The 22,233-nt window shown below is 64.8% G+C and carries 17 protein-coding genes; 11 read left to right on the top strand and 6 right to left on the bottom strand.

The features are described from left to right. Positions 1-95 precede the first annotated feature (95 nt). The 4 genes from rpoN to lptC all read right to left on the bottom strand — a co-directional run bounded on the left by rpoN (position 96) and on the right by lptC (position 3,890). Positions 96-1,658, bottom strand: a complete 1,563-nt coding sequence (rpoN, locus tag P7F60_RS03270; protein WP_277916257.1) for an RNA polymerase factor sigma-54 — start codon at positions 1,656-1,658, stop codon at positions 96-98. A gap of 167 nt (positions 1,659-1,825) precedes the next feature. After that, complete coding sequence (gene lptB / locus P7F60_RS03265) at positions 1,826-2,578, bottom strand: LPS export ABC transporter ATP-binding protein (protein ID WP_277916505.1); 753 nt, start codon at positions 2,576-2,578, stop codon at positions 1,826-1,828. A gap of 67 nt (positions 2,579-2,645) precedes the next feature. Next, entirely contained in the window at positions 2,646-3,209 is a 564-nt protein-coding gene (locus P7F60_RS03260; RefSeq protein ID WP_277916256.1) for an LptA/OstA family protein, read from the bottom strand. Between the two features lie 12 nt (positions 3,210-3,221). Next, positions 3,222-3,890 (bottom strand): LPS export ABC transporter periplasmic protein LptC, encoded by a 669-nt coding sequence (lptC, locus tag P7F60_RS03255; RefSeq protein WP_277916255.1) that lies wholly within the window; start codon positions 3,888-3,890, stop codon positions 3,222-3,224. A 209-nt stretch (positions 3,891-4,099) separates the two neighbouring features. Here lptC and sppA point away from each other — a divergent pair, with 209 nt between their 5' ends. The 3 genes from sppA (at position 4,100) to P7F60_RS03240 (ending at position 5,884) form a co-directional block, all read left to right on the top strand. Next, the gene (gene sppA / locus P7F60_RS03250; RefSeq protein ID WP_277916254.1) at positions 4,100-5,059 is read left to right on the top strand and encodes a signal peptide peptidase SppA; all 960 of its coding nucleotides are present in this window, start codon (positions 4,100-4,102) and stop codon (positions 5,057-5,059) included. A 27-nt stretch (positions 5,060-5,086) separates the two neighbouring features. Beyond that, on the top strand, positions 5,087-5,386 hold the full coding sequence (locus P7F60_RS03245) for an integration host factor subunit beta (RefSeq protein WP_277916253.1): 300 nt from the start codon (positions 5,087-5,089) through the stop codon (positions 5,384-5,386). Between the two features lie 144 nt (positions 5,387-5,530). Continuing rightward, complete coding sequence (locus tag P7F60_RS03240) at positions 5,531-5,884, top strand: LapA family protein (protein WP_277916252.1); 354 nt, start codon at positions 5,531-5,533, stop codon at positions 5,882-5,884. A 7-nt stretch (positions 5,885-5,891) separates the two neighbouring features. Here the strand turns inward: P7F60_RS03240 and P7F60_RS03235 are convergent, their stop codons facing one another. Beyond that, entirely contained in the window at positions 5,892-6,347 is a 456-nt protein-coding gene (locus tag P7F60_RS03235) for a carbon monoxide dehydrogenase subunit G (protein WP_277916251.1), read from the bottom strand. Positions 6,348-6,385: 38 nt separating this feature from the next. Here P7F60_RS03235 and P7F60_RS03230 point away from each other — a divergent pair, with 38 nt between their 5' ends. The 5 genes from P7F60_RS03230 (at position 6,386) to P7F60_RS03210 (ending at position 12,285) form a co-directional block, all read left to right on the top strand. Further along, positions 6,386-7,591, top strand: a complete 1,206-nt coding sequence (locus tag P7F60_RS03230) for a class I SAM-dependent methyltransferase (protein ID WP_277916250.1) — start codon at positions 6,386-6,388, stop codon at positions 7,589-7,591. Continuing rightward, entirely contained in the window at positions 7,588-8,448 is an 861-nt protein-coding gene (locus P7F60_RS03225; protein ID WP_277916249.1) for an RNA methyltransferase, read from the top strand. Before P7F60_RS03230 ends, P7F60_RS03225 begins: the two co-directional genes overlap by 4 nt. Beyond that, positions 8,445-8,942, top strand: a complete 498-nt coding sequence (gene lspA / locus P7F60_RS03220) for a signal peptidase II (protein ID WP_277916248.1) — start codon at positions 8,445-8,447, stop codon at positions 8,940-8,942. The genes P7F60_RS03225 and lspA overlap by 4 nt, the downstream gene beginning before the upstream one ends. Positions 8,943-8,997: 55 nt before the next feature. Beyond that, positions 8,998-11,340, top strand: coding sequence for an ATP-binding protein (locus P7F60_RS03215; protein WP_277916247.1), 2,343 nt, complete (start codon positions 8,998-9,000; stop codon positions 11,338-11,340). Positions 11,341-11,439: 99 nt separating this feature from the next. Next, positions 11,440-12,285: a GNAT family N-acetyltransferase gene (locus tag P7F60_RS03210; protein ID WP_277916246.1), complete on the top strand. Its 846-nt coding sequence runs from the start codon at positions 11,440-11,442 to the stop codon at positions 12,283-12,285. 66 nt (positions 12,286-12,351) lie between these two features. Here P7F60_RS03210 and P7F60_RS03205 read toward each other — a convergent pair whose 3' ends face one another. Continuing rightward, the gene (locus P7F60_RS03205) at positions 12,352-14,631 is read right to left on the bottom strand and encodes an NADP-dependent malic enzyme (RefSeq protein ID WP_277916245.1); all 2,280 of its coding nucleotides are present in this window, start codon (positions 14,629-14,631) and stop codon (positions 12,352-12,354) included. A 142-nt stretch (positions 14,632-14,773) separates the two neighbouring features. On the opposite strand from P7F60_RS03205, the gene mutS reads away from it, so the two are divergent. The 3 genes from mutS (at position 14,774) to murJ (ending at position 22,084) form a co-directional block, all read left to right on the top strand. Beyond that, positions 14,774-17,479, top strand: coding sequence for a DNA mismatch repair protein MutS (gene mutS, locus P7F60_RS03200; RefSeq protein ID WP_277916504.1), 2,706 nt, complete (start codon positions 14,774-14,776; stop codon positions 17,477-17,479). A gap of 124 nt (positions 17,480-17,603) precedes the next feature. Continuing rightward, the gene (locus tag P7F60_RS03195) at positions 17,604-20,492 is read left to right on the top strand and encodes a [protein-PII] uridylyltransferase (protein ID WP_277916244.1); all 2,889 of its coding nucleotides are present in this window, start codon (positions 17,604-17,606) and stop codon (positions 20,490-20,492) included. Continuing rightward, a complete protein-coding gene (gene murJ, locus P7F60_RS03190; RefSeq protein ID WP_277916243.1) occupies positions 20,489-22,084 on the top strand; it encodes a murein biosynthesis integral membrane protein MurJ in 1,596 nt (531 codons plus the stop codon). Before P7F60_RS03195 ends, murJ begins: the two co-directional genes overlap by 4 nt. Positions 22,085-22,233: the final 149 nt, after the last annotated feature.

Genomic DNA, 22,233 nt, shown 5'->3' with positions numbered 1-22,233 from the left:
AATCCATCCTGTCGATGTGCGGCGGGCTTCTATCCGCGGTGCGGGGCGGAGTCAAGCCCGTTAACGGTTTTTTGAGGTTTCAACCATCCGGGGCTTCAGCCTTGGCCGGCCTTGGACAGCGCCCGTTTTTCCCGCCGCCGCTGCACGGAGGAGGGAATGTTCATCGCCTCGCGATATTTGGCGACCGTGCGGCGCGCCAGATCGACGCCGGCCGCTTTCAGGCTATCGACGATATCGTCGTCGGAAAGCACCGCATCGGCCGCCTCCTGGGCGATCATGGCGCGGATGCGGTGGCGCACCGCCTCCGCCGAATGGCTCTCGCCGCCCTCGGCGGACCCGATGGAGACGGTGAAGAAATATTTGAGTTCGAACAGCCCGCGCGGCGTCAGCATGTATTTGTTGGAGGTGACGCGGCTGACGGTCGATTCGTGCATCTTGATCGCCTCCGCCACCGTCTTCAGGTTGAGCGGCCTGAGATGATCGACGCCGTGGACGAGGAAGGCGTCCTGCTGGCGCACGATTTCGCTCGCCACCTTGACGATGGTCTTCGCCCGCTGGTCGAGGCTGCGCGTCAGCCAGTTGGCGGTCTGCAGACATTCGGAGAGGAAGGCCTGGTCTTCACCCGGCCGGTGTTTGTGGCGGCTGACCTCGGCGTAGTAGGACTGGTTGACCAGCACGCGCGGTAGCGTGTCGGGGTTCAGCTCGACGGCCCAGCCGCCGCTGGGCGAGGGGCGCACCACCACGTCCGGCACGATCGCCTCGCTCGGCGCCTCGTCGAAGCCGCTGCCCGGCTTGGGGTTGAGCTTGCGGATTTCGGCAAGCATGTCGAGGAGATCTTCCTCATCGACGCCGCACAGCTTCTTCAGCGTCGGAAAATCGCGCCGCGCCAGGAGGTCGAGATTGCCGATCAGCGCGGCCATCGCCGGGTCGAAACGGTCCTTCTGGCGCAGCTGGATCGCCAGGCATTCGCTGAGCGAGCGGGCGAAGATGCCGGGCGGGTCAAGGCCTTGCAGCGTCTCCAGCACCGTATCCACCTCGCAGGCGGCCCGGCCGAGCCGCGCGGCGATCTCGCCGATATCGGCCTGCAGGTAGCCGGCCTCGTCGAGATGGTCGATCAGCACCTGTGCGGTCAGTCGGTCGGCCGGCAAAGGCAGCGCCAACACGACCTGCCCCTCGAGATGCTCGCGCAGCGTCGTGTGGCCGGCGACGAAGTCGTCGAGATCGTAGCTCTCGCCGCCCGCGCTGCCCGGCATGGATTTCCATTGGCTGAGAAGCTCAGGCGCATCGGCGCGCGTGGGCATCGCCTCGTCGGAAAGGCCGGCCTCGAAATTGGTGTCGAGCTGGTTGCTCAACCGGGCGGCGGCGCCGGTGTTCTCGCTCTCGTACCAGTCGGCCGTGAGGTCGCGGGCGGCCGGCTCCGGCGCGTCGGTTCCCGGTTCCTCGGCGCCGAAGGCCATGTCGGCCTCGTCGGCGCCATGGTTGCCGGGCGTGCCGTCGCCTGCCGAAAATTCGAGCAACGGGTTCTTCTCGACTTCCTGGGCGATGAATTGCGTCAGCTCGAAATGCGTCATCTGAAGCAGCTGGATCGACTGCATCAGTTGCGGCGTCATCACCAGAGACTGGCTCTGGCGCAAGAAAAGACTGGCCGACAATGCCATGGCGGACGCGAAACTCCCTTCGACCCGCCGGAAACCATCCGGCCCGGCATGCGTGGCGAAGACTTGAACCTGAACTGGCCCAAAAATTGCTTTTTTGAGAGGTTTGGTCAAGCCGGGCGAGGAGGGCGGCCGAACGAATTTCCATCCGTCCGGCCCTGGAACGCACCTTACAGGCTGAACTTGTCGCCGAGATAGAGGCGCCGCACCTCCGGATTGTTGACGATGTCGTTCGCCCGCCCGTGGGTCAGCACTTCGCCGGCATGGATGATATAGGCGCGGTCGATCAGACCAAGCGTTTCGCGCACGTTATGGTCGGTGATCAGCACGCCGATGCCGCGCGCCGTGAGATGCCGCACCAGGTTCTGGATATCGGAGACCGAGATCGGATCGACGCCGGCAAAGGGTTCGTCGAGCAGCATGAAGGTCGGGTCGGTGGCGAGCGCCCGGGCGATTTCCAGGCGTCGCCGCTCGCCCCCCGACAGCGCCACCGCCATCGACTTGCGCAGCCGGTCGATGTGGAACTCCTCCAAGAGCGAATCGAGCTTCTGTTCGCGGCGCTTGACGTTCTTGTCGTGGATTTCGAGCACGGCACGGATGTTTTCCTCGACCGTCAGCCCGCGAAAGATCGAGGCTTCCTGCGGCAGGTAACCGACGCCAAGCCGGGCGCGACGATACATCGGCAGGCCGGTGACGACATTGCCGTTGATCTCGATCGAGCCCTCGTCGACCGGTACCAGCCCGGTGATCATGTAGAAGCAGGTCGTCTTGCCGGCGCCGTTCGGCCCCAGCAGGCCGACGGCCTCGCCGCGGCGCACCACCAGCGAGGCGCCGTTGACGACGCGGCGCGTGCCATAGGTCTTGGTCAGGCCACGCGCGATCAGCGTGCCTTCATAGCGGGATTTGTCCGCGCCCGGTTCCACCGCCTGGGGGGCGTTGGCGGGCGCGCCATTCTGGGTAAGAAAGGGGATCTTCACGGGCGCCCGGCGTTCAGTTCTTCTTCTGGGACTTCGGGTCGAGCTGGATCTGCACGCGCTGTCCACAGCTTTCCAGCGTCGCCTTGCCGGTGGCCATCAGCACGGTGAGCTTGCAGCCGGTGAAGACGTTGGCGCCTTCCGACAGCACCACGCGCTTGCCGGTCAGCGTGAAGGTCTGCGAGGCCATGTCGAAGGTGCCGGCATCCGCCGTCGCCTGCTGCTCGCCGGAGCTCAGGAACACCTTTTTGTCGACGAGGATGCGGTCGATGTCGGCATTGCCGCTGGCGACCGAGCTTTTGTCGTCGCCCTTCTTTTTGTAATAGACGGTCATATTGCCCGCCTGCATGGTCGTCGCGCCCTGGACCACTTTCACGTTGCCGGTGAAATAGGCGACGCTTTCCTGCTCCTTGATCTCCAGCTTGTCGCTTTCGATCTGGATCGGCTGGTCGTTGGAGAGCTTGAGATTGTTCATGCTGCCGGTGGTGGTCGACTGGGCGAACGCGACCGGGCCGGAAAGCGTGCCGGCCGCGAGAAGAGCAGCGGCGGACAGGCGGAAAAAAGGGCGAGGTGCTGACATCGGGTGCTGTTCTCATTGAGCCTTGTTGCGAAGCTGCGCCGGCGTGATGTTCATCCGCACGTTGCCTTCGAAAGTAATGGTGCGTCCCTTATCCGTCATCTTGAGTGTCTGCGCAAGAATGGAAGCCTGGTCCGACGCGATGGAAACCGGTTCGTCCGTGCTCATCTGCCCGGACTTGATGTCGAGGAAGGCCGACTGGAACTTTGCCTCCAGCCCGGTGTTCAGCGTCACGGTGAACGGCCGGGTCATGTTGAGCTTGTCGCTGGCGCGATCGTAGATGCCTTCCGAGGCGTCGACGCGGGCGATCACCTTGTCGCTGACCGGCACCGCCGCCTTGATGGTCTCGAGCGTGATCATGTTGGGATCGCGGATATCCTGCAGCGCCCGCTCGGCGAGCATGGAATAATTGATGCCGTCGGCGTTGCGGCCGGAAATGGCCGGCTTTTCCATCACCACCTTGCCGTTTTCGATGCGGGCGGATTCGAGCTGGATGTTTTCAGGCAGATAGGCGCGCACGATGGAGACGGCGATGAAGGCGAAGGTGATCGCCACGGCCGCTGCCGGCAGCAGCACCTTCAGCCGCCGCACCCGTGCCGAATGCCGCAGCGCCACGCGATAAGCGTCCTGCGGTGAAGGCCCGCCGGCAAGTTCGAGCCCAGGTGTGTGTACGCTGTTCAGCATGAGTGTCCGATCTGTTCGACGTGCGAAGCCGCGCGCGAAACCGCACGCTGCGGTCGCACCGGGCGGCCGATCGCAATCGCGTCATCGTCCGCCAATATGGACATTTTTTTGCAACAAACAATAAATGGCTGAAAAAATCCGTGACAGGGCAGTTGATTGCCGGTCCGGGCGGCCTATGAATGGCCCTGACGAAACGAGAGGACTGACCCATGGACGCATCGGCGATCGCCGACCGCCGCCGCCTGCGGCGAAAGCTGGCCTTCTGGCGGATCGGGGCGGCGCTGCTGCTGGTTGCCGCCGGCCTGCTTCTCTATCGCCTCCTTGCGCCCGAAGCGGCGCTGGACAGAAGCGTGCCGCATATCGCCCGCGTCGAGATCACCGGCCTGATCCAGGATGACAAGGAACTGCTCGACCGGCTGAAGTCCATCGCCGAAGCCGACCGGGTCAAGGCGCTCGTCGTGTCGATCTCCTCGCCCGGCGGCACCACCTATGGCGGCGAGCGCATCTTCAAGGCGATCCGGGCGGTGGCCGAGAAGAAGCCGGTCGTTTCCGACGTGCGCACGCTCGCGGCCTCCGCCGGCTACATGATCGCGTCGGCCGGCGACACCATCATCGCCGGCGAAACCTCGATCACCGGCTCCATCGGCGTCATCTTCCAGTATCCGCAGGCCAAGGATCTGCTCGACAAGATCGGCGTATCGCTGGAGGAGATCAAGTCGGCGCCGCTGAAGGCCGAGCCTTCGCCCTTCCATCCCGCCAGCGAAGAAGCCAAGGCGATGATCCGCGCCATGGTGATGGACAGCTACGACTGGTTCGTCGACATCGTCGCCGAGCGCCGCAAGCTGCCGCGCGACGAGGTGCTGAAACTTGCCAACGGCGCCATCTTCACCGGCCGCCAGGCGCGCGATGCCAAGCTGGTCGATACGCTCGGCGGCGAGGAGGCGATCCGTGCCTATCTCACCAGTCGCGGCATCGATGGCAAGCTTGCCGTCGTCGACTGGGAGGCGCCGCGCAGCGGCTCGCCCTTCGGTATTCCCGGCGCTGTTTCGACCGTCCTGAGGCTGCTCGGCTATGAAAACCTGCTGCCTTCCGGCGATCTCGGACGCGGTGTCACGGAAAAGTTGTTCCTTGACGGCCTGATCTCAGTTTGGCAGGTTGGACATGAATGAAAAGATCAATCATTTGAGGGGGCTATCGTGATAAAGTCGGAGCTGGTACAGATCGTTGCAGCGCGTAACCCGCATCTCTATCACCGCGACGTGGAAAACATCGTCAATGCCGTCCTTGATGAAATCACCGACGCGCTGGCGGCGGGAAATCGCGTCGAATTGCGCGGTTTCGGCGCTTTTTCGGTGAAGAACCGCCCGTCACGCTCGGGTCGCAACCCCCGCACCGGCGACACCGTCTTCGTCGAGGAAAAGTGGGTGCCGTTCTTCAAGACCGGCAAGGAACTGCGCGAACGCCTCAATCCGAACATGGAAGATGAGGACGATTGATCCTCCTGTCGGCAGACCGCCCGCTGTGGCGCCGGCAAGGCAGGGATGCCGTATCTTTATCGCGGTCGCCCTGCAAACGTTTGAAGTCATGGGCTTTTTCCGTTTCGGGAGAAGTGCGTGAACAATACCGGGAGAAAACGCCCCATGGTCAAGAAGATCGTCAACCTCGTCATTTTCCTGCCGCTGGCCGTGGTGCTGGTGCTGCTGTGCGTGGCCAACCGCCAGTCGGTGACGCTGGCGCTCAATCCGTTCCGGCCGGAAGACCAGGTGCTGGGCCTCAGCGCCCCCTTCTTCGTCTTCCTGTTCCTCGCCCTCATTCTCGGGCTGGTGATCGGCGCTTCCGTCACCTGGGCGACGCAAGGCCAGCATCGCCGCCGCGCCCGCACAGAGGCGAAGACGGCGGTGCGCTTGCAGGCCGAGGCAGACAAGCACAAGGCGCGCGCCGAGGAACTGGCCGCCCAGCAGACGGTCGCCTATGGCCGCCTGCCGGCGAAATAATCTTGCTTTAGGCGCTCGCGCTGCGCGCCTGTGCGGCGGCGGTGAAATCCGCGAAAAATTGCTGGGCGAGCTTTTTCGAGGTCGAATCGATCAGCCGGGCGCCGAGCTGGGCGATCTTGCCGCCGACCTGCGCCTTGACCTCATAGGACAGGATCGTCTCATCGCCGTCCTCCGTCAGCGTTACGTCGGCGCCGCCCTTGGCAAAGCCGGCAATGCCGCCCTTGCCTTCGCCGGAAATCGTGTAGCTCTCGGGGGCATTGATGTTCGAGAGCACGACATCGCCGGCAAAGGAGGCCGAGACCGGGCCGACTTTCAGCTTCACCACCGCCGAAAGCTCGGTCGGCGACTTCATTTCCAGGCTTTGACAGCCCGGAATGCATTGCTTCAGGATCTCCGGATCGTTGAGCGCGGCCCAGACCGCGTCTCTCGGCGCTGCGATCCGCTCTTCTCCCGTCATGTCCATGATCGTTCCTCCTCCGTCATCGGTGGCAACTATTGCAGATGGGAAAGCGCTTTGCCAAGACGGGCGGCGAATGCTATCTGCACCAGGATCCGAACAATGGAACGAGCCTCGTGAAGAACAGGAACGGCCGTCCGCCGCGCAGCGGCGCCCCGGCGGCAAAAAGAGGACCGGGCGGCGGCGATTTTGCCCGCAAGTCCGAACGGCCCCGCGACGGCGCACCCCGCAAGCCGGAGCGCAGCGCCGCGCCTGCCCGCGACAAGGTCGTCGCCAAGCCGGAAGCCGCCGCGACCGAACCGGCCCGCAGCCTGATCGACCGAAAAGGGGAATTGCCGGCCGAGCGCGTACCGGTCATTCTCGAATCGCGCGGCCGCGACAGGTCCGATTTCCGCCTGATAGACAGCGGCAAGGGCGAGAAGCTGGAGCAATACGGACCGTACCGCATCGTGCGCCCGGAAGCGCAGGCCTTGTGGCCGCGCAGCCTGCCCGACCATGTCTGGGAGCGCGCCGACGCCGTCTTCACCGGCGATACCGACGAGGATGGCATGGGCCGCTGGCGGTTTCCGCGCGAAGCCTTGGGAGAGACCTGGCCGATGCACCTGGCCGGGGTCGATTTCCTCGGCCGCTTCACCGCCTTCCGCCATGTCGGCGTCTTTCCCGAGCAGCTCGTTCACTGGAACTGGATGCGCGAGGCCGTCGAAAATGCCGGCCGGCCGCTGAAGGTGCTGAACCTGTTCGGCTATACCGGCGTCGCCTCGCTGGTCGCGGCCTCCGCCGGCGCGGAAGTCACCCATGTCGACGCCTCGAAAAAGGCCATCGGCTGGGCGCGCGAAAACCAGACGCTCGCCCGCATGGACCGCCTGCCGATCCGCTGGATCTGCGAGGATGCGATGAAATTCATCCTGCGCGAGGAGCGCCGAGGCAGCCGCTACGACATCATCCTCACCGATCCGCCGAAATTCGGCCGCGGGCCGAACGGCGAGGTCTGGCACCTGTTCGACCATCTGCCGATGATGCTCGACATCTGCCGCGAGATTCTCTCGCCCAAGGCGCTCGGCCTGGTGCTGACCGCCTATTCGATCCGGGCCAGCTTCTATTCGATCCACGAGCTGATGCGCGAAACCATGCGCGGCGCCGGCGGCGTGGTCGAATCGGGCGAGCTGGTCATTCGCGAAACCGGGCAGGACGGCGACCACGATGGCCGCGTCCTCTCCACATCGCTGTTCAGCCGTTGGGTGCCGAAATGACCAAGGAAATGCGAGAAGGCGGTCCCGGCCGCGTGGGCCAGGTCAAGGAAGTCACCAGCCTTGCCAACCCCATCGTCAAGGACATCAAGGCGCTCACCCAGAAGAAGACGCGCGACGAGACGCATTCCTTCATGGCCGAGGGCCTGAAGCTGGTCATCGACGCGCTGGAACTCGGCTGGGCGATCCGCACGCTGGTCTATGCCAAGGCCGCCAAGGGCAAGCCGGCGGTCGAGCAGGCCGCCGCCCGCACCGTCGCCAAGGGCGGTCTGGTGCTGGAGGTCAGCGAGAAGGTGATTTCCTCGATCACCCGCCGCGACAATCCGCAGATGGTGGTCGGCATCTTCGAGCAGCACTGGACGCGGCTTTCCGACCTGTATCCGGTCGACGGCCAGACCTATGTGGCGCTGGACCGCGTGCGCGATCCCGGCAATCTCGGCACCATCATCCGCACCGCCGATGCATCGGGCGCTTCCGGCGTCATCCTGGTCGGCGAATGCACCGATCCCTTCTCGCTGGAAACCGTGCGCGCCACCATGGGCTCGGTCTTCGCCATGCCGCTGATCCGCGCCAGCGCCGAAGAATTTTTAGCCTGGAAGAAGAAGGCCGGCGTACGCGTCGTCGCCACCCATCTGGCTGGCTCCGTCGATTACCGCACCATCGATTACAGGAAGAAGCCCGTCGTGCTGCTGATGGGCAACGAGCAATCCGGCCTGCCGGATGCGCTCGCCCGCGAGGCCGACGCTCTCGCCCGCATCCCGCAGGCGGGCCGTGCCGATTCGCTGAACCTTGCGGTCGCCACCGGCGTCATGCTGTTTGAGGCCCGCCGGCACCTGCTGTCGCTGGAGGCGCGGGCGTGAGCGGGCCGAAACCCTTCCTGTTTTCCCGGCCGCTGCCGATCGTCCTTTTCGTCCTCGTCGCCCTGATCGCCGATCAGGCGATCAAGATCGCCGTCGACCGCACGCTGCCCTTCCAGGAAGCGGTGCCGGTGCTGCCGTTCTTTTATCTTTACCGCACCTATAATCTCGGCGTCGCCTTCTCGATGCTCTCGGGCATGGATGGCTGGTTCATCGTCGGCATGCGCATCTGCATCGTGCTGTTCGTCTTGTGGATGTGGCGGCGCACGCCTGCCGATCATCGTTTCGCCCATACGGGCTTCGCCATGATCATCGCGGGCGCGCTCGGCAATATTCTCGACCGGTTCCTGTACGGCCATGTGGTGGATTATGTGCTGTTCCACACTGGCTCCTGGTCGTTTGCCGTGTTCAACCTCGCCGACAGTTTCATCACCGTCGGGGCGTGCCTCGTGGTGCTCGACGAGATCCTGCGCTCCCGGAAAGCGAAAATGCGCTAAAAATTTACCAAGTTTCTGAAGTCTCTCTGAACGACCCCTGTGTTAGTGCGGTTGCATGAGCAACGTCGCAAATCTTCAGGACCGTCTTTCCCAAGCTTTTGGCGCGGGCGAAACGCCGACGCCGGAGGAACTGCCTGAGCAGTCGGAGCTGGCGCGCGCCTTTTTGCGGTTCGACGAATACCATGCCGGCGACGAAGAGCCGGCGCCGGCGGCGACGCAAGGCGACGAGGATCGCGACGGTATCCTGCGTCTGTGGCTCGGCGGCGGCGGCATGCTTGCCTCGGCGATCATCCTCGGGCTCGGCCTGCAGACCGGCGTCTATGCGCTCACCGGCGCGCTCGGCGCCGTCATGTGCGGCTCCGCCCTGATTTACCTGATGCAGAAGCGTACGCCCGCGCGCCCGAAACGGGCCCGGGCCCGGCCCACCGCCGCTCCCGAACCGCCGCCCTCGCGCGAAATCTTCGAGGACCGGAACTGGGAGGAGAACGAGCGCGCCAGCCTGCTCGGCAGCGTCCATGATGTGCTCGGCGATATCGCCCTGGTGCGCGATATGGAGCGCCGCATCCTCTACACCAACGACACCTTCCGCAAGGTCACCGGCTGCGCCCGGCCGGAAGGGCGAAGCTGCGAGGAAATCGGCCTCGCCTTCCGCCCGCATGCCGAGCCCGATCGCTTCGACGTCGAGATCGCCACCGCCGGCGGCCAGCGCATCTTCGTCTGGTACGATATCGTCGCCCGCGACAGCGTCAGCGGCAGGCTGGTGATCCGCAGCGTCGCCCGCGATGTCACCGAGGAGCGCACCGCCGCTATCGGCAATGAGCTGGCGCGCATCCGCGCCGAAACCACGTCGGCTGCGAAATCGCGCCTGCTCGCCACCGTCAGCCACGAGATCCGCACGCCGCTCAGCGGCATCCTCGGCATGGCCCAGCTTCTCGACCAGACCAGCCTGACGCCGGAACAGGCGAATTACCTGACCGGCATCCGCCAGTCCGGCCAGGCGCTCGCCCAGCTCGTCGAGGATTTGCTGGACTTCTCCACCATCGAGGTCGGCCGCTTCAGCCTGCATCCGCAGGCTGCTCCCTTGCGGCCGCTGATCGAAGGCGTGGTCGAGATGCTGTCGCACCGCGCCCATGAGAAGGGCATCGAGATTGCCTCCATCGTCGCGCCGGAAATTCCCGAAACGCTGGATTTCGATCCGGCCCGCCTGCGGCAGGTGCTGTTCAACGTCATCGGCAATGCCGTCAAGTTCACCCATCAGGGTGGCATCCTGATCGCGGCAGCCATCGACGTGCAGGATGTGATCGTCACCGTCACCGATACCGGCAGCGGTATGACGCCGCAGGAGCAGGCGCGTATTTTCGGCGAATTCGAGCAGGCCGGCAATCTCGCCGAGCGCAGTGTCGGCACCGGCCTTGGGCTGGCGATCTCGGCGCGCATCTGCCACGAATTCGGCGGCAGCCTGACGGCCTCGAGCGAAAAGGATCGCGGCAGCGTCTTCACCATCCGCATGCCGCATCGCCTGACCGGGCCGCTCGCCCGCCGCCAGCGCGAGGGCGAATTGCGGGCTTGCAACGTGTTGCTGATGGCGCCGGCCGGCCCCGCCAGCAATGCGGTGCTCGGCACCGTCCATGCGCTTGGCGGCCATTGCGTGCGTGCCAGCGACGCCGCAAGCGTCGAGACCGAGGTCGACGGCCTGCGTCTGTCGCATGCCGCCTTCACCGACATCATCGTCGATCACCGGCTGGCCGCCGAATTCTCGCGCATTGTCGCGGCACGGCCGGATTTCGCCGCCGGCATGCGCAAGATTTTCCTCGTCAGCCCGGAGCAGCGCAATTCCCAGCCGGTCGGCGTCTTCGATGCCTGGCTTATCCGCCCCTTGCGCGAGCGCTCGCTGGTCGATGTCTTATGCGGGCGCATGCGTGGCATGGAAACGCGCGACGCCATCAACGACAACCAGCCGGGGTTCGGCGCGGCGCTTACGCCGCAGGCCTGCCCCGGCCTGGACATCGTGCTGGCCGAGGACGAGCCGGTCAATGCCCTGCTGGTGCGCACCGCGCTTGAAAAAGGTGGCCATACCGTCCGCCTCGTCAGCGATTTCGAGCGCCTGCGCGCCGCTCTCTCGGGTGATTCGCTGCCCGATCTCGTCGTCACCGACCTCAACATGCCCGGCGGCGGCGGACTGGAGTTCCTCTCCTGGTTGCGCGGTGAAGAAAAGCGGCGGGGGAGCGCAGCATTGCCGGTGGTCGTGCTCTCGGCCGACAATCGCGAGGACGTGCGCCGTCAGGCGTTGCTGCAGGGCGCCAACCGGGTTTTCGTCAAGCCCGTCGATCCGGTGCGGCTGCTCGCGGAGATCGGCGCACTGGCGCCGATGCGGCAAGTCCGGGTTGAGGTGCGCTGACGCACCTGTCACTATCCTGTCGTATAGAAGTGGTTTATCCCGTTCGATCCTGATATCAGCGGATGGAACGCCATGACCGTCGAGCTTATGAATCGCCCCATGTCAACCGAGCTGCCCGACAAAGCCGGCGTCGAACCGGTCGCCGCCGACGTCTTCGGCCGGATCGGCACGCTGGAAACCCGTCTTGCCCGCAGCGATCGCGAGATCGAAGCCGCGCAGGCCATCCGTTACCGTGTCTTCGTCGAGGAGATGCAGGCGCAATTGCCGCCGGACGCCATGCGCGCCCGGCGCGATGTCGATTCCTGGGATGCGATCTGCGACCACCTGCTGGTGATCGACAATACCATTGACGGCGATGCCGATGACAGGATCGTCGGAACCTATCGCCTGCTGCGGCAGGAGGTGGCCGAAGCCCATGGCGGTTTCTATTCGGCCAGCGAATTCGATATCGCGCCGCTGCTCGCCCGCCATCCCGAAACCCGCTTCATGGAACTCGGCCGCTCCTGCGTGCTGCCGCAATACCGCACCAAGCGCACCGTCGAGCTTCTGTGGCAGGGCAACTGGGCCTATGCGCTCAAGCATGGCATGGGCGCGATGTTCGGCTGCGCCTCCTTCCATGGCACCGTGCCGGAATCGCATGCGGTCGCTCTGTCCTTCCTCCATCACAATGCCGGCGCCAAGGATGAATGGGCGGTGCGCGCCCGCCCGGAATTGTATCACGGCATGGATCTGATGCCGGCCGAAGGCATCAATGCCCGCAAGGCGCTGGCCCTGATGCCGCCGTTGATCAAGGGCTATCTGCGTCTCGGCGCCATGGTCGGCGACGGCGCGGTCATCGACCACGCATTCAACACGACGGACGTGCTCATCGTCCTGCCGATCGCCTCGATCTCGGATCGCTATCTCAACCATTACGGCACCGACGCCGGCCGCTTCGCCGGCTGAGCCGCAAGAGCACAAAAAAGCCCCGCGTGAAGATGTTTCACGCGGGGCTTTTTCGTTCGGTATCGCTTAGCTGTTATAGGCGGCGATGGCGGCCATGTTGACGATGTCGGAATCCTTGGCGCCCATGCCGACGATCTGCACCGACTTGTCGAGGCCGACGAGCAGCGGGCCGATGACGGTCGAGCCGCCGAGTTCCTGCAGCATCTTGGTCGAGATCGAGGCCGAGTGGAAGGCCGGCATGACCAGCACATTGGCAGGACCCGAGAGGCGGCAGAACGGATATTGCTCCATCACCTTGGGATTCAGCGCCACGTCGGCGGCCATTTCGCCGTCATATTCGAAATCGACGCGGCGGCGGTCGAGGATTTTCACCGCCTCGCGCACCCGCTCCGAGCGTTCGCCGGTCGGATGGCCGAAGGTGGAATAGGCGAGCATCGCAACGCGCGGCTCATACCCCATGCGCCTTGCGATGCCGGCGGCTTCCTCGGCGATGTCGGCCAGTTCCTCCGCCGTCGGCATGTCATGGACGGCGGTGTCGGCGACGAAGACCGTGCGCCCGCGCGTCAGCGCCATGGAGACGCCGATGACCCGATGCCCCGGCCGCGCGTCGATGCAGCGGCGCACCTCTTCCAGCGCGGTCGAATAGTTGCGGGTCGTGCCGGTGACCATGGCGTCGGCGTCGCCCAGCGCCACCATGCAGGCGGCGAAATGGTTGCGGTCGGTCTTGATCAGCCGCTGCGCGTCGCGCAGCAGGAAACCCTTCCGTTGCAGCCGCGCATAGAGATAGTCGATATAGGCGTCGACGCGGGTGGAGAGGCGGGCATTGATGATCTCGATGCCGGGGCGATCGAGATCGATGCCGGCCCGTTCGGCGGTCTCGCGGACGGCATCGTCGCGGCCGAGCAGGATGGCTGTGCCGAGTTCCTGGTTGGCATAGGAGATCGCCGCGCGCATCACCAGTTCCTCCTCGCCCTCGGCGAAGACGACACGCTTGGGATGGCGGCGCACGCCCTCATAGAGCCGCTGCAGCGTCGAGGCGATCGGATCGCGCCTTGCCGAAAGCTCGCGGGAATAGGCGGAGAAGTCGGCGATTTCCTTGCGCGCCACGCCGGTTTCCATCGCCGCCCGCGCCACGGCGACCGGGATGGCCGAAATCAGGCGTGGATCGAAGGGCACGGGGATGATGTATTGCGGCCCGAAGCGCGGGCGCATGCCCTGATAGGCGGCGGCGACGTCGTCAGGCACGTCCTCGCGCGCAAGGCTGGCGAGCGCCCGCACGGCGGCGATCTTCATCGCGTCGTTGATGGTGGTCGCCCGCACGTCGAGCGCGCCGCGAAAGATATAGGGGAAGCCCAGCACGTTGTTGACCTGGTTCGGATAGTCCGAGCGGCCGGTCGCCATGATCGCATCGTCGCGGATGCGCGCCACTTCCTCCGGCGTGATTTCCGGGTCGGGATTGGCCATGGCGAAGATGATCGGCCGCGGCGCCATGGAGCCGATCATCTCCTGCGTGAACGCGCCCTTCTGCGACAGGCCGAACACCACGTCGGCGCCTTCCATGGCTTCGGCGAGGGTGCGCCGGTCGGTCTTCACCGCATGGGCGGATTTCCACTGGTTCATGCCCTCTTCGCGGCCTTGGTAGATCACGCCCTTGGTGTCGCAGAGCGTGATATTGGCCGGATTGAATCCCATGGCCTTGATCAATTCGATGCAGGCGATGGCCGCGGCCCCCGCGCCGTTGCAGACCAGCTTGGTGTTGGCGAAATCGCGCCCCGTCAGGTCGAGCGCGTTGATCAGGCCGGCGGCGGCGATGATCGCGGTGCCGTGCTGGTCGTCGTGGAAGACCGGGATGTCCATGATCTCGCGCAGCTTCTGCTCGATGATGAAGCAGTCGGGCGCCTTGATGTCTTCGAGGTTGATGCCGCCGAAGGAGGGGCCGAGGTAACGCACGCAGTTGATGAACTCGTCGACATTCTCGGTATCGACTTCGAGGTCGATGGAATCGACGTCGGCGAAGCGCTTGAACAGCACCGACTTGCCTTCCATGACCGGCTTGGAGGCGAGCGCGCCGAGATTGCCGAGGCCGAGGATGGCGGTGCCGTTGGAAATCACCGCCACCATGTTGCCGCGCGTGGTGTAATCATAGGCCGTGCCCGGATCGGCGGCGATGGCTTTCACCGGCACCGCGACGCCGGGCGAATAGGCAAGCGAGAGGTCGCGCTGGGTCGCCATCGGCTTTGTGGGCGTGATCTCCAGCTTGCCGGGACGCCCCTGGGCATGGAAATCCAGCGCTTCCTGTTCGGTTACCATGGCCTTGGTCGGGCCGGAATTGTTCGTGGCAGACATAATCCCTCACCTAGTTGTGGGCAGTCGCTCCCCGAACGACCCACCTTATTGTCTTCATTCATGGCGCGCCGTTATGTTGCATGACTTTTTTCCAGGTGAAAACAGGCCTATGTCGATAAACAGCTATTCATCCTCGACGGAAATGCCCGATGCCGCCGCCCTGGCCTCGGAGGAAAGCCGCGCCTCGGCGACGCCGATGATGGAGCAGTATATCGAGATCAAGGCCAATAATCCGGGCTCGCTGCTCTTCTATCGCATGGGCGATTTCTACGAGCTTTTCTTCGACGATGCCGTCGAGGCCTCGCGGGCGCTCGGCATCACGCTGACCAAGCGCGGCCAGCATATGGGCTATGACATCCCCATGTGCGGCGTGCCCGTCCATGCCGCCGACGACTATCTGCAGAAGCTGATCGTGCGCGGCTTCCGCGTCGCCGTCTGCGAGCAGGTGGAGGAGCCGGCGGAAGCCAAGAAGCGTGGCTCGAAATCCGTGGTGCGCCGCGATGTCGTGCGTCTGGTGACGCCGGGCACGCTGACCGAGGAAAAGCTGCTCTCGCCCTCCGAATCGAATTACCTGATGGCGCTCGCCCGCCTGCGCGGCGGCACGGGTGCGCAGCTCGCGCTCGCCTGGATCGACATTTCCACCGGTATCTTTCGCCTCGCCGAGACCGAGATGGGACGGCTGCTGGCCGATATCCTGCGCATCGATCCGCGTGAGCTGATCGTTCCCGACACCCTCTTCCACGATCCCGAATTCAAGCCGGCCTTCGATGTGCTCGGCCGCGTGGTTGTGCCGCAGCCTTCGGTGCTGTTCGACAGCGCCACGGCGGAAAACCGCATCGCTCGCTACTACGACGTCGGCACGCTCGACGGTTTCGGCGCCTTCTCCCGCGCCGAACATGCCGCCGCCGCTGCTGCGGTCGCCTATGTCGAGAAGACGCAGATCGCCGAGCGCCCGCCGCTCGGCCGCCCCGAGCGTGAGGCGAGCGCTTCGACCCTGTTCATCGATCCCGCCACCCGCGCCAATCTGGAGCTGACGCGTACGCTCAGCGGCGACCGTAACGGCTCGCTGCTGAAGGCCATCGACCGCACCGTCACCGGCGGCGGCGCACGGCTGATCGCCGAACGGCTGATGTCGCCGCTGACCGATGCGGTCGCCATTAACCATCGGCTGGATTCCGTCGGTTTCCTGATGGACGAGCCGTCGCTCTGCGGCGAATTGCGCGAGGCGCTGAAGCTGGTTCCCGACATGCCGCGCGCTTTGTCGCGGCTGGCGCTCGACCGCGGCGGCCCGCGCGATCTTGGCGCCATCCGCCAGGGATTGGCCGCCGCAAACGGACTTGCGCGCCTTCTGGAAACCCGGCTGCTGCCGGAGGAAATCGCCGAGGCGCTGTCCGAATTGCAGCGTCTGCCGGCGCATCTGGAGCCGAGGCTGTCTTCCATGCTGGCCGAGGAACTGCCGCTCCTGAAGCGCGACGGCGGCTTTCTGGCCCGTGGCGCGAATGCGGAACTGGATGAGGTCCGGCGCCTGCGCGACGAATCGCGCCGGGTGATCGCCGGTCTGCAGCAGCAATATGCCGAGGAAACCGGCATCAAGTCGCTGAAGATCAAGCACAACAATGTGCTCGGCTATTTCATCGAGGTCACCGCCGGCAATGCCGGCGCGATGATCGATACGGTCGAGGCCAAGGCGCGCTTCATCCACCGCCAGACCATGGCGAGCGCCATGCGCTTCACCACCACCGAGCTTGCCGATCTCGAAAGCCGCATCGCCAATGCCGCCGACAAGGCGCTGGCAATCGAGCTTGCCGCGTTCGAGGAGATGGTGGCGGCGGTGGTCGGGCAGGCGGAGGCGATCAAGGCCGGCGCGCGGGCGCTCTCGGTCATCGATGTTTCCGCCGGTCTGGCGCTGCTCGCCGACGAGCAGAACTACGCCCGCCCGACGGTCGACGATTCGACCATGTTCGCGATCTCGGGCGGCCGCCATCCCGTCGTCGAGCAGGCCTTGAAGAAGCAGGCGGCCAATCCCTTCGTGGCCAATCATTGCGATCTCTCGCCGCAAGGCGATGGCCGCCTCGGCGGCATCTGGCTGCTGACCGGCCCGAACATGGGCGGTAAATCGACCTTCCTGCGCCAGAACGCGCTGATCGCCATTCTCGCGCAGATGGGTTCCTTCGTGCCGGCGGCGTCCGCCCATATCGGCGTCGTCGACCGGCTGTTTTCGCGCGTCGGCGCCTCGGACGATCTGGCGCGCGGGCGCTCGACCTTCATGGTCGAGATGGTCGAGACGGCGGCGATCCTCAACCAGGCGACCGAACGCTCGCTGGTCATCCTCGACGAAATCGGCCGTGGCACGGCGACCTTCGATGGCCTGTCCATCGCCTGGGCGGCGGTCGAGCATCTGCATGAGGTCAACCGCTGCCGTGGCCTGTTCGCCACCCATTTCCATGAATTGACGGTGCTGTCGGAAAAGCTTGGCCGCCTCTCCAACGCCACGATGCGGGTCAAGGAATGGCAAAGCGAGGTGATTTTCCTGCACGAGGTCGGCCCGGGTGCGGCCGATCGCTCCTACGGCATCCAGGTGGCGAAACTCGCCGGCCTGCCGGCCTCGGTGGTGGCGCGCGCGCGCGATGTGCTGACCCGGCTGGAGGATGCCGACCGCAAGAACCCGGCCAGCCAACTCATCGATGACCTGCCGCTGTTCCAGGTGGCGATCCGCCGCGAGGAGCAGAAGGGGGCCGCGCCCTCGAAGGTCGAGGAGCACCTGAAGGGCGTCAATCCCGACGACCTGACCCCGCGCGAGGCGCTGGAGGCGCTTTACGCGCTGAAAAAGCTGCTTCCGATATCGTAAGCGCCACCGTCCCGGCGCTTCGCCCTATTCTTGCCGGGAGAAAAATCCTATGTGAGAACAGCTTGGCAAGGCTTGCGGTGATAGCCTGCGGCCAGGAATGATGGACGATAGGGTCAGCAAGCGGATGCATACGCACAAATCCTCAGGCCGCCAGCCGGCCGCGACCGGCCATGCGGAGGCCGGACGCGCCCCGCCGTCGCGAATGGAATCGGATTTTCCGAACCTTCTCGATGTCGAGGCGCTCCGCCGGCAATGCGAGGAACTGGTCGCTGCCCCCGGCATGACCGTCGAGGCCATCCGCCCGGCGCTGCTTTCCCTGTTCAAGAAGGCAAGTGCCGAGGGGCGGGCGAAGATCCGCGCGCTGCTCGACGAGGACGGCAGCGGGTTGAACTGCGCGCGCCGCCTTTCGCGGCTGCAGGACCGGCTGATCGGCGTGCTCTATGATTTCATCATCGCCCATGTGCAACCGCTGAAGCCAGGCGACATCGCCGTCTGTGCCGTCGGCGGCTATGGACGCGACACGCTGGCGCCGGGCTCGGATATCGACCTGCTCTTCCTGTTTCCGCCGAAGCCGACCGAGGCCATGCACAAGGCGGTCGAGTTCATGCTCTACATGCTCTGGGACATGGGCTTCAAGGTCGGCCATTCCTCGCGCACCCTGGAGGAATGCATTCGTCTGTCCAAGGAAGACATGACGATTCGCACCGCGACCCTTGAAACCCGCTATATCTGCGGTGACAGGGCGCTGGTCGAGGGGCTGGAAAGCCGTTTCGACAAGGAAGTGACCGCCGGCACCGGCCCGGAATTCATCGCCGCCAAGCTCGGCGAGCGCGATGCGCGCCACCGCAAGGCCGGCGACACCCGCTATCTCGTCGAGCCGAACGTCAAGGAAGGCAAGGGGGGCCTGCGTGACCTTCACACCCTCTTCTGGATCGCCAAATATTATTACCATGTGCGCGATACCGCCGAACTGGTGAAGCTCGGCGTGCTCTCCAAGAAGGAATGGGCGCTGTTCCAGAAGGCGGAGGATTTCCTCTGGGCGGTGCGCTGCCACATGCATTTCCTCACCGGCAAGGCCGAGGATCGCCTGTCCTTCGACATCCAGCGCGAGATCGCCGAGGCGCTGGGCTACCATTCCCGCCCCGGCCTCTCGGCGGTCGAGCGCTTCATGAAGCACTATTTCCTCGTCGCCAAGGATATCGGCGATCTCACCCGCATCTTCTGCTCGGCGCTGGAAGACCAGCAGGCCAAGGCGGTGCCGGGCCTGACCGGCATCATCAGCCGATTCGCCAATCGCAGCCGCAAGATTCCCGGCTCGCTGGAATTCGTCGAGGATCGTGGTCGTATCGCGCTCGCCAATCCCGACGTCTTCAAGAACGATCCGGTCAGCATCATCCGTTTCTTCCATGTCGCCGATATCCACGGGCTGGAATTCCATCCCGATGCGCTGCGGCGCCTGACGCGCTCGCTGCCGCTGATCGACAACGGCTTGCGCGAAAACGAGGAAGCCAATCGCCTCTTCCTGTCGATCCTCACCTCGAAGCGCGATCCGGCCCTCATCCTGCGGCGCATGAACGAGGCCGGGGTGCTCGGCCGCTTCATTCCCGAATTCGGCAAGATCGTCTCGATGATGCAGTTCAACATGTATCATCACTATACGGTCGACGAGCATACGATCCGCGCCGTCGAGGTCATGTCCGACATCGAGAAGGGCAAGGCAGACGACATCCATCCGCTGACGGCGAAAATCCTGCCGGGCATCGAGGATCGCGAGGCGCTCTATGTCGCCATCCTGCTGCATGACATCGCAAAGGGACGGCAGGAGGATCATTCCGTCGCCGGCGCCCGCGTGGCGCGCAAGCTGTGCCCGCGCTTCGGCCTGACGCCGAAGCAGACGGAAATGGTCGTCTGGCTGGTCGAGGAACACCTGATCATGTCGATGGTCGCCCAGACCCGCGATCTGAACGACCGTAAGACCATCACCGATTTCGCCGAAAAGGTGCAGTCGCTCGACCGGCTGAAGATGTTGCTGGCGCTGACGGTCTGCGATATCCGCGCCGTCGGCCCCGGCGTCTGGAACGGCTGGAAAGGCCAGCTTCTGCGCACCCTCTATTTCGAGACGGAACTGCTGCTGGCCGGCGGCTTTTCCGAAGTGTCGCGCAAGGAGCGGGCCATGGCCGCCGCCGATGCGCTTTACGATGCGCTGGCCGACTGGGACGAGAAGGACCGCCAGACCTATTCGCACCTGCATTACCAGCCCTATCTGCTGTCGGTGCCGCTGGAGGATCAGGTGCGCCACGCCCGCTTCATCCGCGATACCGACCGCGCCGGACAGGCGCTGGCGACCATGGTGCGCACCCATTCCTTCCATGCGATCACCGAAATCACGGTCATCGCCCCCGACCATCCGCGCCTGCTGACGGTGATTGCCGGCGCCTGCGCCGCCGCCGGCGCCAATATCGCCGACGCCCAGATTTTTACGACTTCGGACGGGCGCGCCCTCGACACCATCCATGTCAACCGGGAATTCCCCAATGACGAGGACGAGATGCGCCGCGCCGCCACCATCGGCAAGATGATCGAGGACGTGCTCTCCGGCAAGAAACGCCTGCCGGAAGTCATCGCCACGCGCACGAAAAACCGCAAGAAGAACCGCGCCTTCGTCATCCCGCCCTCGGCCTCGATCTCCAACACGCTGTCGAACAAATTCACCGTCATCGAGGTGGAGTGCCTCGACCGGCCCGGCTTGCTGTCGGAAATCACCGCCGTGCTTTCGGATCTGTCGCTGGACATCCATTCGGCGCGCATCACCACCTTCGGCGAAAAGGTGATCGATACCTTCTACGTCACCGACCTCGTCGGCCAGAAGATCGTCAACGAAAACCGCCGCGCCACCATCATCGCCCAGTTGCGGGCCGTCATGAACGACCAGGAGGAGGAGCAGCGCCCGCGTATGCCCAACGGCATCCTCGCGCCCGCCGGCCCCCAGAAAAAAGCAAGATCCGACGCATGAGCCTCGTCAAGAAATTCGCAACCGTCGGCGGCGCCACGCTCGGCAGCCGCATCTTCGGTTTCGTCCGCGAAAGCCTGATGGCGGCGGCACTCGGCACCGGCCCCATAGCCGATGCCTTCAACGCCGCCTTCCGTTTTCCCAACACCTTTCGACGGCTGTTTGCCGAAGGCGCCTTCAATTCCGCCTTCGTGCCGCTGTTCGCCAAGGAGATCGAGCAGCGCGGCATGGACGGCGCCCGCCGCTTCTCGGAAGAGGTTTTTGGGGTTCTGTTCACCGTCTTGCTGGTGCTGACGGTGGTCATGGAATTTTCCATGCCCTTCATCGTCCGCACCGTCGTCGCGCCCGGCTTCATGGCCGATCCCATAAAATTCGAAAGCACGGTGCGGCTCGCCGTCATCATGTTCCCCTATCTCGCCTGCATGTCGCTGGCTTCGATGATGGGCGGCATGCTGAATTCGCTGCACCGCTATTTCGCCGCCGCCATCGCCCCCGTCTTCCTCAACATCGTCCTGATCGCCGTGCTGGCTTACGGCTGGTATCTCCGGGTCGACGGCATCACCATCGGCACCTGGCTCGCCTGGGGCGTGATGGTGGCCGGCGTCCTCCAGCTCGCCATCGTCTGGATCGCGGTGCGCCATGCCGGCATCAAGATCGGCCTGCGCCTGCCGCATTTCACCGCCAATGTCCGCCGCCTGCTGCTGCTGGCGCTGCCGGCGGCGATCACCGGCGGCATCACCCAGATCAACCTGCTGATCAACACCAACATTGCCTCCGGCCAGGAAGGTGCGGTGTCGTCGCTGGTCTATGCCGACCGCATCTACCAGCTGCCGCTCGGCGTCGTCGGCATCGCGGTCGCAACCGTCCTGCTGCCAGAATTGTCGCGGGCGCTGCGCGGCGGCCATCTGAAGGAGGCCGCCAATCTCCAGAACCGCTCGGCCGAATTCACCCTGTTCCTGACGCTGCCGGCCGCCGCCGCCTTGCTGGTCATGTCCGAGCCGATCGTCCGCCTCGTCTTCGAGCGCGGCCGCTTCTCGGCGGATTCGACCGTCATCGTCTCGCATATCCTGGCGATCTACGGCCTCGGCCTGCCGGCCTTCGTGCTGATCAAGGCCTTCATTCCCGGCTTTTTCGCCCGCGAGGATACGCGCACGCCGATGATCTTCGCCGCCGTCTCGGTGGTGGTGAACGTCTCGCTGGCCTTGACGCTGTTTCCGCGCATGGGGGCGGCCGGCATCGCCACGGCGGAAATCACCGCCGGCTGGGTCAATGCGCTGATGCTGTTCTTCACGCTGGTGAAGCGCGGCCATTGGGGGCAGGATCTGGGGCTCTTGAGCCGCATTCCGCGTCTTGTCTTCGCCGCCGGGCTAATGGCCGCAGGGCTCTATTTCGCCATCGGCTGGCTTGCCTGGCCGTTGTCGTCGGCCGCCCCGCTCGGTATGCGCGCCGGAACGGTCGCCGCCCTCGTCGTCGTTGCCATGATCGTCTATTTTGGGGCAGCCTTTGCGACCGGCGGGGCCGATCTCGGCATGATCCGCCGCAACCTCAAGCGCAAGGCGGCAAAGCCCGCCGTCGCCACGGAAAGCGCCGAATAGGCGTCTTCGAATTCCGCTTGATCGCCGTCGCGGCGACGTGCATAAACCGCCGCGTTAGCTACATGGGCGAATGCGCGGCCGCCCGGGAGAATGTAAACCCCATCCTCCCGACCGGCGTCCGCAAAATCATTTTCCCTGGGGCCCTCCAC

Origin of the sequence: Rhizobium sp. YJ-22 (assembly GCF_029601685.1) — a bacterium.
Taxonomy (GTDB): Bacteria; Pseudomonadota; Alphaproteobacteria; order Rhizobiales; family Rhizobiaceae; genus Metarhizobium.
The sequence above is the reverse complement of the archived record's forward strand: the minus strand, read 5'-3'. Positions and strand labels throughout refer to the sequence as shown.